Below are 14,168 nucleotides of genomic sequence, written 5' to 3'. Positions count from 1 at the left end.
CTACCAACTCGACTTCGTCATGCCGGGGATGAAGCCGTTGTGCGCGAGCTCGCGCAGGCAGATGCGGCACACGCCGAACTTGCGGTAGACCGCACGCGAACGGCCGCACTTGCGGCACCGGGTGTACTCCCGGGTCTTGTACTTGGACCCGCGCTGCTGGCGGACCTTCTGGGACGTCTTGGCCACGGGTCTAGCTCTCCTGGGTGGAGTTCGCGTTCACGTACGGGTTGCCCTCGCGGCTGAAGGGCATGCCGAAGGCCTCGAGCAGGGCGTAGGTCTCTTCCGCGGACCTGGCCGTCGTGGTGATGGAGATGTCCATGCCACGCGTCTGGTCGATCGCGTCGTAGTCGATCTCGGGGAAGATGATCTGCTCGCGGAGGCCGATCGAGTAGGTGCCGCGACCGTCGAACGCCCGCGGCTTGAGGCCACGGAAGTCCCGGGTGCGCGGCAGCGCCACGGTGATCAGTCGGTCCAGGAACTCGTAGGCGCGATCCCCGCGCAGCGTCACGGCGACGCCGACGGGCATGCCCTCACGGACCTTGAACTGAGCGATGGACTTGCGCGCGCGCCGGATCGACGGCTGCTGGCCGGCGATCGTCGCGAGCTGCTCCTTGGCGGCGTCGAGAAGCTTCGAATCCTGCTTGGCGTCACCGACGCCCATGTTCAGGGTGATCTTCACGAGCTTCGGCGCCTGCATGTAGCTCGAGTAGCCGAAACGCTCGATCAGCGCCGGGCGGATCGTCTCGAGGTACTGCGTCTTGAAGCGTGCGGTCTGGGTTGCTGCGGCTTCCATGTGATGCCTTAGTCGAACTTCGTCCCCGACCCACGGGCGACGCGGTTGCGGTTGCCGTCCTCACGGACGACGCCGACGCGCGTTCCCTTCCTGGTCTGGGGGTCGATCAGCTGGACGTTGGAGATGTGGATGGGGCCCTCGCGCTCGATGACGCCGGCCTCGACCTGAGGGGCGTTGGGGAGGGGACGCTGGTGGCGCTTGACGATGTTGATGCCTTCGACGTAGACCCGTTCCTTCTTGGGTTCCACGCGGAGCACCTTGCCCGTCTTGCCGCGGTCCTTGCCGCTGATGACGACGACTTCGTCGTCGGTGCGGATCTTCAGAGCCATGGCTTAGAGCACCTCCGGGGCGAGCGAGATGATCTTCATGTAGTTCCGGTCGCGCAGCTCGCGGGCGACCGGCCCGAAGATGCGCGTGCCGCGCGGGTTGCCCGCGGCGTCGATGATGACGGCGGCGTTCTCGTCGAAGGCGATGTACGTGCCGTCCTCGCGCCCGAACTCCTTCTTCGTGCGCACGACGACGGCCTTGACGACCTCGCCCTTCTTGACCGTGCCCTGCGGGCTGGCGGTCTTGACGGTCGCGGTGATCACGTCGCCCACGTGCGCGTACTTGCGGCGCGAGCCGCCCTGCACGCGGATGACGAGGATCTCGCGGGCGCCGGTGTTGTCGGCGACCTTGAGGCGTGACTCGTTCTGGATCACTTGGCACGCTCCAGGATCTCGACCAGGCGCCAGCGCTTGGTGGCGCTCAGCGGACGCGACTCGAGGATGCGCACCGTGTCGCCCGCGTTGGCCTCGTTGGCCTCGTCGTGGGCGTGCAGCGTCGTCGAGCTGCGCACGATCTTCTGGTAGCGGCGATGCCGGCGAGCGGTGTCGATCCGCACGGTGATCGTCTTGTCCGCCTTGGCGGACACGACGGTGCCGAGGCGCTCCTTCGGGGCGCCCGGGCCGTGCTCGATCGGCGATGCCGTCTTGGCGGGGCCGGCCTCGCCGCGCGCGGCGTTGACCTTCGCACGCTTGTTCGCGCGGTAGCGCGAACGTGCGGTGGCCTTGGCCTTGCGCGCCTCGGCGCGCTCCTCCGGCGTCGCGCCGCGGCGCTTGCCGCGACGGGCGCGGGCGGCGGCCTTGCGCTCCTTGGGAGTAAGGGGGGTGACCGGCTCGGCGGGCGCGGCAGCCTCGGGGGCGGCCTCGGCCTCGGGAGCGGCAGTGGTCTCCTCCGGGGCGGGCGGGGCCGCTTCCGTGGGGGTGACCTGCTCTTCGGTCGTGTCGGGGGTCTCGTCAGCCATGGCTACTTGTTCGTGTCGATCCCGCGCTGGTGCGCGATGGTCAGGGCGCGAGCGAGGTCGCGCTTGCCGATCTTCAGACCGGCGGTGTTCTCCAGCTCGCCGGTGGCGTGCTGGAAGCGAAGACCGAAGAGGTCGCGGCGGACCGTCTTGATGTGGTCGACGAGCTCGCTGTCGTCGAGGTCCCGCAGTTCCTTGGCGTTGCTCATCAGGCGTCGTCCTCCGCCGTCACGATCTTGGTGCGGACCGGGAGCTTGGTCCCGGCGAGGCGCAGGGCCTCACGAGCGAGCGGCTCGGGCACGCCGGCCAGCTCGAACATCACGCGGCCCGGCTTGACGACCGCGACCCAGCCCTCGGGCGAGCCCTTGCCGGAGCCCATGCGGGTCTCGGCGGGCTTCTTGGTCACGGGCTTGTCCGGATACACGTTGATCCAGACCTTGCCGCCACGCTTGATCTTGCGGGTCATGGCGATACGAGCGGCCTCGATCTGGCGGTTCGTGAGCCACGAGGCATCAAGGGTCTTGAGGCCGAACTCGCCGAACTGCACCTTCGTCTGGCCGCGCGACAGCCCGGGCTTGCGCCCACGGTGCTGCTTGCGGTGCTTGACGCGCTTCGGGGAGAGCATTGGAGCTAGCGCCCCCCGCCGTAACCGCCGCCACCGCGCGGGCCGCCACCCTGGCCGCCACGCCCGCCGCCACCGCCACCGCCGCCGCGACCACCGCGACCGCCGCCGCCGCCGGCACCGCCGGGGCCACCCGGACCGCGCCCGCCGCCGCCGCGCCCGCCGCGGCCACCGCCGCGACCGTCACGGTCGTTGCGGCCACGGCCACCGCGGCGATCCTCGCCACGGTCCATGCCGGCCGCCTGCGGGGCCTCGATCTCGGTGATGTCGGAGCCGCCGTAGCCCTCCGGCATGATCTCGCCCTTGTTGATCCAGACCTTGCAGCCGATGCGGCCGAAGGTCGTGCGCGCCTCGTAGAAGCCGTAGTCGATGTCCGCGCGCAGCGTGTGCAGCGGGACGCGACCGTCGGAGTACATCTCGGTGCGCGCCATCTCGGAGCCGCCGAGGCGGCCGCCGACCTGGATCTTGCAGCCCTTGGCGCCGGAGCGCATCGCGCTGGTCAGCGCGCGCTTCATCGCGCGGCGGAAGGCCACGCGGTTCTGCAGCTGCTCGGCGATCGACTGCGCGACGAGCTTCGCGTCGAGCTCGGGGCGCTTGATCTCAAGGATGTTGACCTTGATCTGCTTCTTGGTGATCTTGTGCAGATCGCGGCGCAGCGCGTCGACCTCGGAGCCGGACTTGCCGATCACGATGCCCGGGCGCGCGGTGTGGATGTTGATCTCCACCTCGTTCGCGTCCTTGCGGATCGTGATGTCGCTCAGGCCGGCGTGCGCGAGCTTGTTGTTGATGTGGCTGCGGATGGCGACGTCCTCGGCCAGGTAGTCGCTGAAGTCACGCTCGGTGAACCAGTTCGACTTCCAGTCGTGGATGTAGCCCACGCGCATGGACTCGGGATGAACCTTCTGTCCCATGCTCTTACTGCTCCTTCGTGGTGAGCGCGATCGACAGGTGCGACGTGCGCTTGCGGATGGCCGAAGCGCGGCCCATGGCGCGCGGGCGGAAGCGCTTGAGGGTCGGGCCCTCGTCAGCGGTGATGCTCAAGATGTGGAGGTCGTCCTCGAGCAGCTCGTGGTTGTGCTCGGCGTTGGCGACGGCGGACTTCAGGAGCTTCTCCCAGTCCTCGGCGACCGCGCGCGGGGTGTGCGCGAGGATCGCGCGCGCCTCGACGACGGACTTGCCGCGGACGTGGTCGGCGACCAGGCGCGCCTTGCGCGCGGACGTCCGGACGTACTTGGCGTGCGCCTTGACGACCGGGCGCGTGCCGTTGGCGACCGGCCTGGCCTTCTTCGGCTCGGCCTTGGGCTCCTCGGCCCTCTCGGCCGCGGGCCTCCTGGCACGCGAGCGCCTGGGCTTCTCCTCGGCGACGGGCTCCTCGGCGGGAGCCTCCTCCTCGGTGGCGTCCTCCTCCGCGGCCGGGGTCTCCTCGACCTCGGCCTCGGCGGCGGGCGTCTCCTCGGCGGCGGTCTCCTCGACCGGCGTCTCCTCGGTCTCCTCGACCTCGGGCTTCTCGTCGGCCGGGCTCATCGCTTCTTGCCCGTGTCGACATGGCCGCGGTAGGTGCGCGTCGGCGCGAACTCGCCCAGCTTGTGACCGACCATCGACTCGCTGACGAACACGGGGACGTGCTTGCGCCCGTCGTGCACGGCGATCGTGTGGCCGACCATCTCCGGGAAGATCGTCGACGTGCGGGACCAGGTCCGCACCATCTGCTTGGTGTTGGACTCGTTCATCTTGTCGATGCGCCCCATGAGGCGCTCCTCGACGAACGGGCCCTTCTTGCTCGAACGGCTCATCGCTTCCTAACCCTCTACCGCTTGCCCTTGCCGCGCTTGCGGGCGCGGACGATGTAGCGGTCGGACGACTTGTTCTTCTTACGGGTGCGGTACCCGAGCGTCGGCACGCCCCACGGCGTGACCGGGTGACGGCCAGGCGTGGTGGAGCCCTCGCCGCCGCCGTGCGGGTGGTCGACCGGGTTCATGGCCGTGCCGCGCGTCTGCGGGCGAACGCCCATGTGACGCTTGCGGCCGGCCTTGCCGATCTTGACGTTCTGGTGCTCGGCGTTGCCGATCGCGCCGATGGTGCCGCGGCACTCGGTGCGCACCTGGCGCATCTCGCCGGACGGCAGGCGCAGCGTCGCGTAGTCGCCGTCCTTCGCCATCAGCTGGATCGACGTGCCGGCGCTGCGGCCCATCTGGCCACCGCGGCCGGGCTGCAGCTCCACGTTGTGGATGACGGTACCCGTCGGCATGCTGGCCAGCGGGAGGCAGTTGCCCACGGAGATCTCGGCCTGCGGCCCGGACATCACCGTCGCGCCGACCTGCAGGCGCGCCGGGGCCAGGATGTAGGACTTGACGCCGTCGGCGTAGTGCAGCAGCGCGATGTACGAGGTCCGGTTGGGGTCGTACTCGATCGCGGCGACCTTGGCGGGGATCCCGTCACGGCGGCGCTTGAAGTCGACCTTGCGGTACAGGCGCTTGGCTCCGCCACCACGGTGGCGGGCGGTCTTGCGCCCGTTGGCGTTACGGCCGCCGGACTTCTTCAGGCCCTCGACGAGCGTGCGCTCCGGGGTCGTCTTCGTGATCTCGGCGAAGTCCGGATACGAGACGAAGCGGAGGCCCGGGGACGTGGGCTTGGGCTTGCGGATCGGCATGCGGCTAGTTCTCCTCGAGGCCCTCGAGGCCCTGGAAGATCGGGATGGACTGACCCGGCGCCACCTGGACGATCGCCTTCTTCCAAGACCGCGTGCGGCCGGCGGTGGTCCCGCGGCGCTTGGGCTTGGACTTCACCGACATCGTGCGGACCTCGACGACGTTGACGTCGAAGAGCGACTCGACCGCCTGGCGGATCTGCGTCTTGTGGGCGCTCGGGTGAACCCGGAACGTGTACTTGTCGGCGGCGGCGAGCACGTAGGACTTCTCGCTGACGACCGGACGGATGATGACCTGGCTGGCGTCCATCAGGCGCTCGCCTCCTCCTTCTTCTCACCCTTGGCGCGAGCGGTGAGCTCATCGAGGGCAGTCGGGCTGACGAGCACGTTGGCCGCGCCGATGAGGTCGGCGACGCCGACGTTCGTCGTCGGGATCACGGCGCGCAGGTTGCCGAGGTTGCGGAAGCTCAGCGCCGCGCGCTCCTCGGCCTCGCCGAGGATCACGATCAGGGAGCCCTTGGCGCCCCAGTCGCTGATCAGCTTGGCCGCGGCCCTCGTCGAGACGTCGTCGAACGCCTTCGGGTCGAAGACGGCGATCGAGCCACGGTCGGCGTGGATCGACAGCGCGCTGCGGAACGCCGCGCGGCGCTCCTTGCGGTTGACCTTGAACGTGTAGTGGCGCGGCCTGGGTCCGAAGACCGTGCCGCCGCCCGTCCACACCGGCGAGCGGGACGAGCCGGCGCGAGCGCGGCCGGTGCCCTTCTGGCGCCACGGCTTGGCGCCACCGCCGCGGACCTCGCCGCGGGTCTTGGTCGACGACGTGCCCTGACGCTGAGCCGCGAGCTCCGCGCGCACGGACTCGTGCACCAGCGGGCCGTTGAACTTCGCGCCGAAGGCGGTCTCGTCCAGGTTGACGTCGCTGCCGCCGCCGAGGTTCTTGGCGCTAGGCATCGGTGCGGACCTCCACGAAGCCGTTCTTGGGACCGGGGACGGAGCCGCGGACGAGCAGGAGGTTGTCCCCCGCGTCGATCCGGACGATCTCCAGGCCCTTCTGGGTGACGCGCTTGTTGCCCATCTGGCCGGGGCCGCGGATGCCCTTCATCACGCGAGCAGGCCAGGCGGACGCACCGATGGATCCGGGGGCGCGCACGTTGTGCGAGCCGTGGGACTTCGGGCCGCGCTTGAAGTTATGGCGCTTGATCGTGCCCTGGAAGCCCTTGCCCTTGCTGGTGCCGGCGATCTTCACCTTCTGGCCGACCTCGAAGGTCTCCACGGTGACGGTGTCGCCGACCTGCAGCTCAGCGGCCTCGTCGCGGAACTCCACGATGTGGCGCATGGGCGGAGCGGACGCCTTCTTGAGGTGGCCGAGCTCGGGCTTGCTCAGGTGCTTCTCCTTCGAAGCGCCGAAGGCGAGCTGGACGGCCTCGTAGCCGTCGCGATCGAACGTGCGGATGCCGGTGACCGGACAGGGGCCGGCTTCGAGCACGGTGACGCGCTCGACGCGGCCGTCCTCCAGGAACACCTGGGTCATCCCGAGCTTCTTGGCGAGGATGGCCGGCATTACGCGAGGAGCTTGATCTCGATGTTGACGCCGGCCGGGAGGTGGTCCAGGCGCTGGAGCGAGTCGACCGTCTTGGGCGTCGGACCGTGGATGTCGATCAGGCGCTTGTGGGTCCGGATCTCGAAGTGCTCCTGCGAGTCCTTGTCCTTGAACGGCGACTTGATGACCGCGTAGATGTTGCGGTCGGTCGGCAGCGGCACGGGACCCGAGACGGTCGCGCCAGTGCGCGTCGCCGTCTCGACGATCTCCTTGGCCGCCGTCTCGAGGGCCTGGTGGTCGTAGGCCTTCAAGCGAATGCGGATCTTGTTTTGTGTGGCGGCTGCCATCTGCCTGTCTTTACGATTCCGTCTGGTGTTGAGAAAACTGCGGGTGATGTGACCGGCTGGGTTGCCTCGCGGCTTTAGGAGCGGACCGCTCGCCGATTCCGACGGGTCTCCGCTCCACATCCTGCGGTCGTATCTGAAGTTGGTGCTGCTCGTGCTTGCGCGTGAGGCGGGGCGCTCGAAGCGCCCCGCCGTCGCGCAAGTTGCTACTGGATGATCTCGGTGACGACGCCCGAGCCCACCGTACGCCCACCCTCACGGATGGCGAAGCGGAGGCCGGCGTCCATGGCGATCGGCTGGATCAGCTCGATCTCCATGGCGACGTTGTCGCCCGGCATGACCATCTCGACGCCCTCGGGAAGGTTAGCGACCCCGGTCACGTCCGTCGTGCGGAAGTAGAACTGGGGACGGTAGCCGGTGAAGAACGGCGTGTGACGGCCGCCCTCTTCCTTCTTGAGGACGTAGACCTCGGCCTTGTACTTCGTGTGCGGGGTGATGGAGCCCGGCTTGCAGAGGACCTGCCCGCGCTCGATCTCCTCACGCTTCGTACCACGGAGCAGGCAACCGACGTTGTCGCCGGCCTGGCCCTGGTCGAGGATCTTGCGGAACATCTCGACGCCGGTGACGACCGTGTTGGTCGTGTCCTTGACGCCGACGATCTCGACCGTGTCGCCGGTGTTGACGACGCCCTGCTCGATGCGGCCCGTGGCAACGGTGCCACGGCCCGTGATCGAGAAGACGTCCTCGACCGGCATCAGGAAGGGCTGGTCCAGCGCGCGGACGGGCTCCGGGATGTAGGAGTCCAGCGCGTCGGCCAGCTCGAAGATCTTCTGCTTGTACTCCTCGTCGCCCTCGAGCGCCTTCAGAGCCGACCCCGTGATGAACGGGATGTCGTCGCCCGGGAAGTCGTACTCGGAGAGCAGGTCACGGACCTCGACCTCGACGAGCTCCAGGAGCTCCTCGTCGTCGACCATGTCCGCCTTGTTGAGGAAGACCACGATGTAGGGGACGCCGACCTGACGGGCGAGCAGGATGTGCTCACGCGTCTGCGGCATCGGGCCGTCAGCGGCGGACACGACGAGAATCGCGCCGTCCATCTGGGCCGCGCCCGTGATCATGTTCTTGACGTAGTCGGCGTGCCCGGGGCAGTCGACGTGCGCGTAGTGGCGCGCTTCGGTCTGGTACTCGACGTGAGACGTGGCGATCGTGATCCCGCGCTCCTTCTCCTCAGGAGCGTTGTCGATCTCCGCGAAGCTGCGAGCCTCGCCGCCCATCTTCTCGGCGAGCACGGTCGTGATGGCCGCGGTCAGCGTCGTCTTGCCATGGTCGATGTGACCGATGGTGCCGACGTTGACGTGCGGCTTGTCGCGCTCGAACTTCTCCTTCGCCACTTCTGTTCGCTCCTAGTTGGTGAAAGTCGGGGGTGGTGTTCTTGAGGGGGCTTCGCCTGGCGAACCAGGACAAGCTATCGCGATCCGCCCGAAGACGTCCGCTCGGTGTGCTTAGGCCGCTGCTGCGTCCCCGCTGCGGCCTTCGACGATCTTCTCCGCGATGTTCGGCGGAACCTCGTCGTAGCTGTCGAACTGCATCGTGTACGTGGCACGGCCCTGCGTGTTGGAACGCAGGTCGGTCGCGTAGCCGAACATCTCCGACAGCGGCACGCGGCCGGTCACCGCAAGCGCGTTGCCGCGGCGGTCCTGGCCCTCGACGCGCCCGCGGCGGCGGCTGAGGTCGCCGATGACGTCGCCCAGGAACTCCTCCGGGGTGACGACCTCGACGGCGAAGATCGGCTCGAGCAGAACGGGCCTGGCGCGCTTGGCCGCCTCCTTGAAGGCGAGCGAGCCGGCGACCTTGAACGCGATCTCCGAGGAGTCCGTGTCGTGGTACTTGCCGTCGACGAGGGTGACGCGGATGTCGACCATCGGGTAGCCGGCCTTGACGCCGGTCTCCATGGCCTCCTCGACGCCCTTCTCGATCGCGGGGATGAACTCGGTCGGGACCGAGCCGCCCTTGATCCTCGAGACGAAGTCGAAGCCCTCGCCCGGCGCGGGCTCCATGTCGATGTAGACGACGCCGTACTGGCCCGAGCCACCGGTCTGGCGGACGAACTTGCCCTCGACCTTGCGGGCCTCGCCGCGGATGGTCTCGCGGTAGGAGACCTGCGGCTTGCCGACGTTGGCCTCGACGTTGAACTCGCGGCGCATGCGGTCGACCAGCACCTCGAGGTGCAGCTCGCCCATGCCCGAGATCTCGATCTGGCCGGTCTCCTCGTTGGTCTGGACCTGGAACGTCGGGTCCTCCTCGGCCAAGCGGCCCAGGGCGACCGACATCTTCTCCTGGTCGGACTTCGTCTTCGGCTCGACGGCCACCTTGATGACCGGCTCGGGGAAGACGATGTTCTCCAACTTGATCGGAGCGTCCGGCGCGGCGAGGGTGTCGCCCGTGACGATCTGCTTGATGCCGACCGCCGCGGCGATGTCGCCCGCGTAGACCTCCTCGAGCTCCTCGCGGTCGTTGGCGTGCATCATCAGGATGCGGCCGACGCGCTCGGTCTTGCCGGAGGAGACGTTGAGGATGCGCGAACCGGCCGTCAGGCGGCCCGAGTACACGCGGAAGTAGGTGAGCTTGCCGACGAACGGGTCGGCGGCGATCTTGAAGGCCAGCGCGGCGAACGGCTCGTCGTCGGAGGCGTTGCGCGTCTCCTCGGTGATGTCGCCGTTGCGCGCCTCGACGATGCCGTCGACCGGCGGCACGTCCAGCGGGGAGGGCAGGTAGTCGACGACCGCGTCGAGCAGGGGCTGCACGCCCTTGTTCTTGAAGGCGGAGCCGCAGAAGACCGGGGTGATGCCGAGGCCGAGGACGGCCTTGCGGATCGAGGCCTTGAGCTGGTCGATCTCGACGTCGCCGTTCTCGAGGTACGTCTCGGCGAGGTCGTCGTCGAACGTCGTCAGCGCGTCGATGAGCGTCTCGCGCGCCTCGGCGGAGCGGTCCTTGTGCTCGTCGGGGATGTCGATGACGTCGAAGTCCTTGCCCAGATCATCGTTGTAGATGATGGCCTTCATGGCGATCAGGTCGATGATCCCGACCAGATCGGCTTCGGCGCCGATCGGCAGCTGGACCGGGACGGCGTTGGCGCCGAGGCGGTCGATCATCGTCTGGACGGACCTGTCGAAGTCCGCGCCGATGCGGTCCATCTTGTTGATGAACGCGATGCGGGGGACGTGGTACTTGTCGGCCTGGCGCCAGACGGTCTCGGACTGCGGCTCGACGCCGGCGACCGAGTCGAACACCGCGATCGCGCCGTCGAGGACGCGCAGGGAGCGCTCGACCTCGACCGTGAAGTCCACGTGGCCGGGCGTGTCGATGATGTTGATGCGGTGCTCGTCCCAGGTGCAGGTCGTCGCTGCGGACGTGATCGTGATGCCGCGCTCCTGCTCCTGCTCCATCCAGTCCATCGTGGCAGCGCCCTCGTGGACCTCACCGATCTTGTAGGTGCGACCGGTGTAGTACAGGATGCGCTCGGTCGTCGTGGTCTTACCCGCGTCGATGTGCGCCATGATCCCGATGTTCCGGGTCTTTTCGAGGGAGAACTTGCGTGGCATCAGATCAGTGTGTGCTGGTGGCGGAGGAAGAAGCGGTGGCTGCGGGCAAAGAAAACGGGCCCCTCGGGCCCGCGCGCACGTCAAGGGTTGTTCCCTGGCGTGGCGCTATGTGCTCGAGGTCTCCATGCTGTCGCAGAGATCGACCCGCATCTTCGGTGCGCGCGTGAGCGGCGCACTACGCGGGACAGTCAGCGATGATAGCAAAGGGTTCGTGGCCGACTCTTCCCGACTTCCGACCGTTCTCACGCTTCGCCTCGTCCTTGCTCTGACCGGGCTCGCGGGGGCGCTGCTGTTGTTGGTGGCCTCGTTCACGAACGTGATCGTGATCACGGTCGGGACGACCTCCAGGGTGCTCGACGCCGACACCGCGCAGACCGGCTGGGACCGCCACGGGCCGGCGCTGGTCCTGCTTGCTCTGCTGGCGTTGTTCCTGCTCTGGGCGGCGTTGCGCGGGTCCCGCGTCGCGATGGCGGGGCTGCTGGTGGCGGGCGTCGTGGCGCTGGCGATCCCGACCAAGTGGGACCGCCCGCACATCCACGAGGTCGGCTCGATCGGCGACATCTATGCCTCGGCGACCGCCGACCCGGGCACCGGCTACTACCTCGAGACGCTGGGCGGCGCGCTGCTGCTCCTCAGCGGCGGCGCACTGCTGGTCCTGGGCCGGACGCCGATCACGCGCAGGGCCGCGGACGACGACGACGTTCCGGGTTCAAGCCCGGAGTCGGCCGCCTCGGCCGCCGAGCGCTCCCGCGCGCGCCGCGCCGCGCGGGCCGAGTAAGCGTCCAGGGACGCTCAAGCGGCGCCGATTGCGCGCCGATCCTCACCAACATGCCTCGATGGGTCCCGCTGCGGCTGCGGCGCTTCTACTTCCGGCACGAGCTCCCGGTGAAGGTCGGCGCGGTCGCGGTGGTCGTCCTGGCGCTCGTCGCCGCGATGCACGACACGACGAAGCCGGTGTCCGCCCGGTCGCAGGATCGGCCCGCCGGAGGCGGATGGCAGGGCACGGACGCCGACGAGAACACGCCGGTCGCGCTCGTCGACCCCAGCACGGAGACGGCGTCGCTGAGGCTCCCGGTCGACGGCGGCTGGTTCGCCGTGTCGAGCATCGGCTACCGCCCGACGCCGGCGGGCGAGCAGTCCGACCCGGTCGCCGACGCCGCGCGGGCCGGCTCGGTCGCCGCGGGCAGCCGCGGTCGCGTCGTGGTGCTGAGCGCGCGCGGCGCGGGTGAGGCGAAGGTGGAGCTCGTCGTCGACGACGGGGCTCCGCGCGGCCTGCCGGTCGGCTACGACGCGGTCACCGACATCGACCTCGACAACGCGCTCGCAGGGCTCGTGTTCGAGTCTGCGGGCAGGGCGCGGGCGATGGTCCCGATGGAGACCCGGAGCCGGCGCTACCGGTTGCGTGTCGCCCGCGCCGAGGGCGGCGTGACCGAGCGGTTCCGGCTCGACGTGTGGCCGCGGCGCGCGGACCGCGCGATGGTCGTCCGCCGCAGCGCGAGCGCGCGCGGCTGAGAACGACGACGGCCGCCCCTTGCGGAGCGGCCGTCGACCAAGATGATGCTGTTGCTTGGGAGCGTCTACCAGCGGTAGTGCGCGAAGGCCTTGTTGGCCTGCGCCATGCGGTAGATGTCGTCCTTGCGCTTGTAGGCGCCGCCCTGGGAGTTGATGGCGTCCATCAGCTCGTTGGCGAGCCGCTGGGCCATCGTCTTCTCGCGGCGCTGGCGGGCGAACTCGACGAGCCAGCGGACGGCCAGGGTGCGGGCGCGGCGCGGGGCGACCTCGACCGGGACCTGGTAGGTGGCGCCGCCGACGCGGCGGGACCTGACCTCGAGCGCCGGCGTCAGGATCTTCAGCGCGGCCTCGAGCTGCTCGATCGGGTCCTTGCCGGTCTTCTCGCCGATGATCGCGAGGGCGTCGTAGACGATCCGCTCGGCGGTGCTCTTCTTGCCGTCGAGCATGACCTTGTTGACGACCTGGGTGACCAGGCGCGAGCGGTGAACGGGGTCCGGCTCGACCGGCCGGATGGTTGCTGCGGAGCGGCGGGGCATGAAGTCTCTACTTCTTCTTGACGCCGTACATGGAACGGCTCTTCTTACGGTCGGTCACGCCGGAAGCGTCGAGCGTCCCGCGGATGACCTTGTAGCGCACACCCGGAAGGTCCTTGACGCGGCCGCCACGCACGAGCACGACGGAGTGCTCCTGCAGGTTGTGGCCCTCGCCCGGGATGTAGGAGGTGACCTCGACCGAGCCGGTGATGCGAACACGGGCGACCTTGCGCAGGGCCGAGTTCGGCTTCTTCGGCGTGGTCGTGTAGACGCGCGTGCAGACGCCACGGCGCTGCGGGGCGGCCTGCTTCTTCTTGTTGCCCTTGCCGGACTTGAGACCCGGCGTGGACATCTTGCGCGGCTTGGGCTTGCGACCCTTGCGGACGAGTTGGCTCGTTGTGGGCATGCGGCGCGAGATGGTAGCAAGCGTTCGGCCCCAGTCCCTTTCCGGCCATGCCACCACGGCAGCGCCTGCGATGTTCTGACGCGGTTCGCGAGCCGTTCGCGGTGAGTTCGGGCGGGTTCGATTCCGCTCGCGCGTGTAGAAGTGCCGGTGCGTCACCCGCCCCGCTCCGGGTATGCCCTCCGGCGTGAAGGCGCTGGCCGGCATCGCACGACGTCTGCGGCCGAGCCGCCGCGAGCGGCCCGAGGCTTCTGGCGCGGAGCGGCTGGGCGAGGCGATCGTGCTGTGGACCGGGTACGGCGAGGCGGCATGGCCGGACCGCGGCGCAGCAGGAGAGGCACGCCTACGAGCGCGCTTCGGCGAGGCGGAGGCCCGGCGCCTCCTCACCGAGGTCCGGTGCGCCGCGCACGAGTTCTCGGCCAGCGACGCCTGGATCACCGCGCCCGACCTCCCCTCAATGGCCGACCATGCCTCCGCCGAGTACCGGGCACGCCGCCCGGACCTACCGGAGGCGGCCATCTCAGCGCTGGCCTGGTGCTACACGTTCGACTTCCGCTGACCCCACGTCCACCCCGTCAACCGCCTGGCGAGCCGCGGAGCGCCGAACCAGACGACGCCCATGACGACCAGGCCGGCGATGACGGCCACCGTCACGGATCCGGTGACCAGCGTCAGCACAACCGCCACACCGACCACCAGCGCCTGCAACCCCCAGCCCCCTGAAAGCGTCCACAGCACGCTCACCACCCACGGCGGCTCGGGCCTCTTCACGCTGGGGTCCTGTTTGGTCAAGAGATCGCGATCGTACCGCCGATCGCCGTCGCCGGACAGAGGACGACAGAGCGACTCCGTCGGCAGTTCCGCGGCGACCGCGACTCGCGGTGCGCCGA

The 14,168-nt window shown here is 69.1% G+C and carries 22 protein-coding genes and 1 pseudogene; 3 read left to right on the top strand and 20 right to left on the bottom strand.

From position 1 onward, the window contains the following. The 17 genes and pseudogenes from H030_RS0107330 to fusA form a co-directional block, all read right to left on the bottom strand. Window positions 1–186 carry a type Z 30S ribosomal protein S14 gene (locus H030_RS0107330; protein WP_027005634.1) on the bottom strand — a complete coding sequence of 62 codons (186 nt, stop codon included), beginning with the start codon at window positions 184–186 and terminating at the stop codon, window positions 1–3. A 4-nt stretch (window positions 187–190) separates the two neighbouring features. Further along, window positions 191–793 carry a 50S ribosomal protein L5 gene (gene rplE, locus H030_RS30105; RefSeq protein WP_035125976.1) on the bottom strand — a complete coding sequence of 201 codons (603 nt, stop codon included), beginning with the start codon at window positions 791–793 and terminating at the stop codon, window positions 191–193. An 8-nt stretch (window positions 794–801) separates the two neighbouring features. Next, window positions 802–1,122 (bottom strand): 50S ribosomal protein L24, encoded by a 321-nt coding sequence (gene rplX / locus H030_RS0107320; protein WP_231398382.1) that lies wholly within the window; start codon window positions 1,120–1,122, stop codon window positions 802–804. A gap of 3 nt (window positions 1,123–1,125) precedes the next feature. Then, entirely contained in the window at window positions 1,126–1,494 is a 369-nt protein-coding gene (gene rplN / locus H030_RS0107315) for a 50S ribosomal protein L14 (protein WP_027005632.1), read from the bottom strand. Continuing rightward, window positions 1,491–2,078, bottom strand: coding sequence for a 30S ribosomal protein S17 (gene rpsQ / locus H030_RS40635; RefSeq protein WP_081690587.1), 588 nt, complete (start codon window positions 2,076–2,078; stop codon window positions 1,491–1,493). Before rpsQ ends, rplN begins: the two co-directional genes overlap by 4 nt. Window positions 2,079–2,080: 2 nt before the next feature. Further along, window positions 2,081–2,284, bottom strand: a complete 204-nt coding sequence (gene rpmC / locus H030_RS0107305) for a 50S ribosomal protein L29 (protein ID WP_027005630.1) — start codon at window positions 2,282–2,284, stop codon at window positions 2,081–2,083. After that, entirely contained in the window at window positions 2,284–2,700 is a 417-nt protein-coding gene (gene rplP, locus H030_RS0107300) for a 50S ribosomal protein L16 (protein WP_027005629.1), read from the bottom strand. The genes rpmC and rplP overlap by 1 nt, the downstream gene beginning before the upstream one ends. 5 nt (window positions 2,701–2,705) lie before the next feature. Next, window positions 2,706–3,608: a 30S ribosomal protein S3 gene (rpsC, locus tag H030_RS0107295; RefSeq protein WP_027005628.1), complete on the bottom strand. Its 903-nt coding sequence runs from the start codon at window positions 3,606–3,608 to the stop codon at window positions 2,706–2,708. A 4-nt stretch (window positions 3,609–3,612) separates the two neighbouring features. Then, window positions 3,613–3,942: pseudogene (gene rplV / locus H030_RS40060) on the bottom strand (50S ribosomal protein L22); the annotation flags it as partial. 275 nt (window positions 3,943–4,217) lie between these two features. After that, window positions 4,218–4,490: a 30S ribosomal protein S19 gene (rpsS, locus tag H030_RS0107285; protein ID WP_027005627.1), complete on the bottom strand. Its 273-nt coding sequence runs from the start codon at window positions 4,488–4,490 to the stop codon at window positions 4,218–4,220. Between the two features lie 14 nt (window positions 4,491–4,504). After that, window positions 4,505–5,347, bottom strand: a complete 843-nt coding sequence (rplB, locus tag H030_RS0107280) for a 50S ribosomal protein L2 (protein WP_027005626.1) — start codon at window positions 5,345–5,347, stop codon at window positions 4,505–4,507. Window positions 5,348–5,351: 4 nt separating this feature from the next. Next, on the bottom strand, window positions 5,352–5,654 hold the full coding sequence (gene rplW, locus H030_RS0107275) for a 50S ribosomal protein L23 (protein ID WP_027005625.1): 303 nt from the start codon (window positions 5,652–5,654) through the stop codon (window positions 5,352–5,354). Next, the gene (gene rplD, locus H030_RS30090) at window positions 5,654–6,295 is read right to left on the bottom strand and encodes a 50S ribosomal protein L4 (protein WP_035125974.1); all 642 of its coding nucleotides are present in this window, start codon (window positions 6,293–6,295) and stop codon (window positions 5,654–5,656) included. Before rplD ends, rplW begins: the two co-directional genes overlap by 1 nt. Further along, complete coding sequence (gene rplC / locus H030_RS0107265) at window positions 6,288–6,905, bottom strand: 50S ribosomal protein L3 (RefSeq protein WP_027005624.1); 618 nt, start codon at window positions 6,903–6,905, stop codon at window positions 6,288–6,290. Before rplC ends, rplD begins: the two co-directional genes overlap by 8 nt. Next, window positions 6,905–7,231, bottom strand: coding sequence for a 30S ribosomal protein S10 (gene rpsJ / locus H030_RS0107260; protein ID WP_027005623.1), 327 nt, complete (start codon window positions 7,229–7,231; stop codon window positions 6,905–6,907). The genes rplC and rpsJ overlap by 1 nt, the downstream gene beginning before the upstream one ends. A gap of 203 nt (window positions 7,232–7,434) precedes the next feature. Beyond that, a complete protein-coding gene (gene tuf, locus H030_RS0107255; RefSeq protein ID WP_027005622.1) occupies window positions 7,435–8,619 on the bottom strand; it encodes an elongation factor Tu in 1,185 nt (394 codons plus the stop codon). Between the two features lie 111 nt (window positions 8,620–8,730). Continuing rightward, window positions 8,731–10,830, bottom strand: a complete 2,100-nt coding sequence (fusA, locus tag H030_RS0107250) for an elongation factor G (RefSeq protein WP_027005621.1) — start codon at window positions 10,828–10,830, stop codon at window positions 8,731–8,733. A gap of 211 nt (window positions 10,831–11,041) precedes the next feature. Between fusA and H030_RS0107245 the strand changes: the two genes are divergently transcribed. Together H030_RS0107245 and H030_RS0107240 are read left to right on the top strand one after the other, a co-directional pair. After that, window positions 11,042–11,608, top strand: a complete 567-nt coding sequence (locus H030_RS0107245; protein WP_155891892.1) for a hypothetical protein — start codon at window positions 11,042–11,044, stop codon at window positions 11,606–11,608. A gap of 50 nt (window positions 11,609–11,658) precedes the next feature. Further along, entirely contained in the window at window positions 11,659–12,342 is a 684-nt protein-coding gene (locus tag H030_RS0107240) for a hypothetical protein (RefSeq protein ID WP_027005619.1), read from the top strand. A 65-nt stretch (window positions 12,343–12,407) separates the two neighbouring features. On the opposite strand, the gene rpsG is transcribed toward H030_RS0107240, so the two are convergent. Beyond that, window positions 12,408–12,878 (bottom strand): 30S ribosomal protein S7, encoded by a 471-nt coding sequence (rpsG, locus tag H030_RS0107235; RefSeq protein WP_027005618.1) that lies wholly within the window; start codon window positions 12,876–12,878, stop codon window positions 12,408–12,410. Window positions 12,879–12,885: 7 nt separating this feature from the next. Continuing rightward, entirely contained in the window at window positions 12,886–13,281 is a 396-nt protein-coding gene (gene rpsL / locus H030_RS0107230) for a 30S ribosomal protein S12 (RefSeq protein WP_027005617.1), read from the bottom strand. Window positions 13,282–13,465: 184 nt separating this feature from the next. Here rpsL and H030_RS0107225 point away from each other — a divergent pair, with 184 nt between their 5' ends. Further along, window positions 13,466–13,837 carry a hypothetical protein gene (locus tag H030_RS0107225; protein ID WP_155891891.1) on the top strand — a complete coding sequence of 124 codons (372 nt, stop codon included), beginning with the start codon at window positions 13,466–13,468 and terminating at the stop codon, window positions 13,835–13,837. Here the strand turns inward: H030_RS0107225 and H030_RS0107220 are convergent. Beyond that, entirely contained in the window at window positions 13,816–14,070 is a 255-nt protein-coding gene (locus H030_RS0107220; protein ID WP_027005615.1) for a hypothetical protein, read from the bottom strand. The genes H030_RS0107225 and H030_RS0107220 overlap by 22 nt on opposite strands. Window positions 14,071–14,168 lie beyond the last annotated feature (98 nt).

It is taken from the genome of Conexibacter woesei Iso977N, assembly GCF_000424625.1.
Lineage (GTDB): Bacteria > Actinomycetota > Thermoleophilia > Solirubrobacterales > Solirubrobacteraceae > Baekduia > Baekduia woesei_A.
Note: the sequence above shows the minus strand (reverse complement) of the source record. Positions and strands in the feature narration are given on the sequence as shown.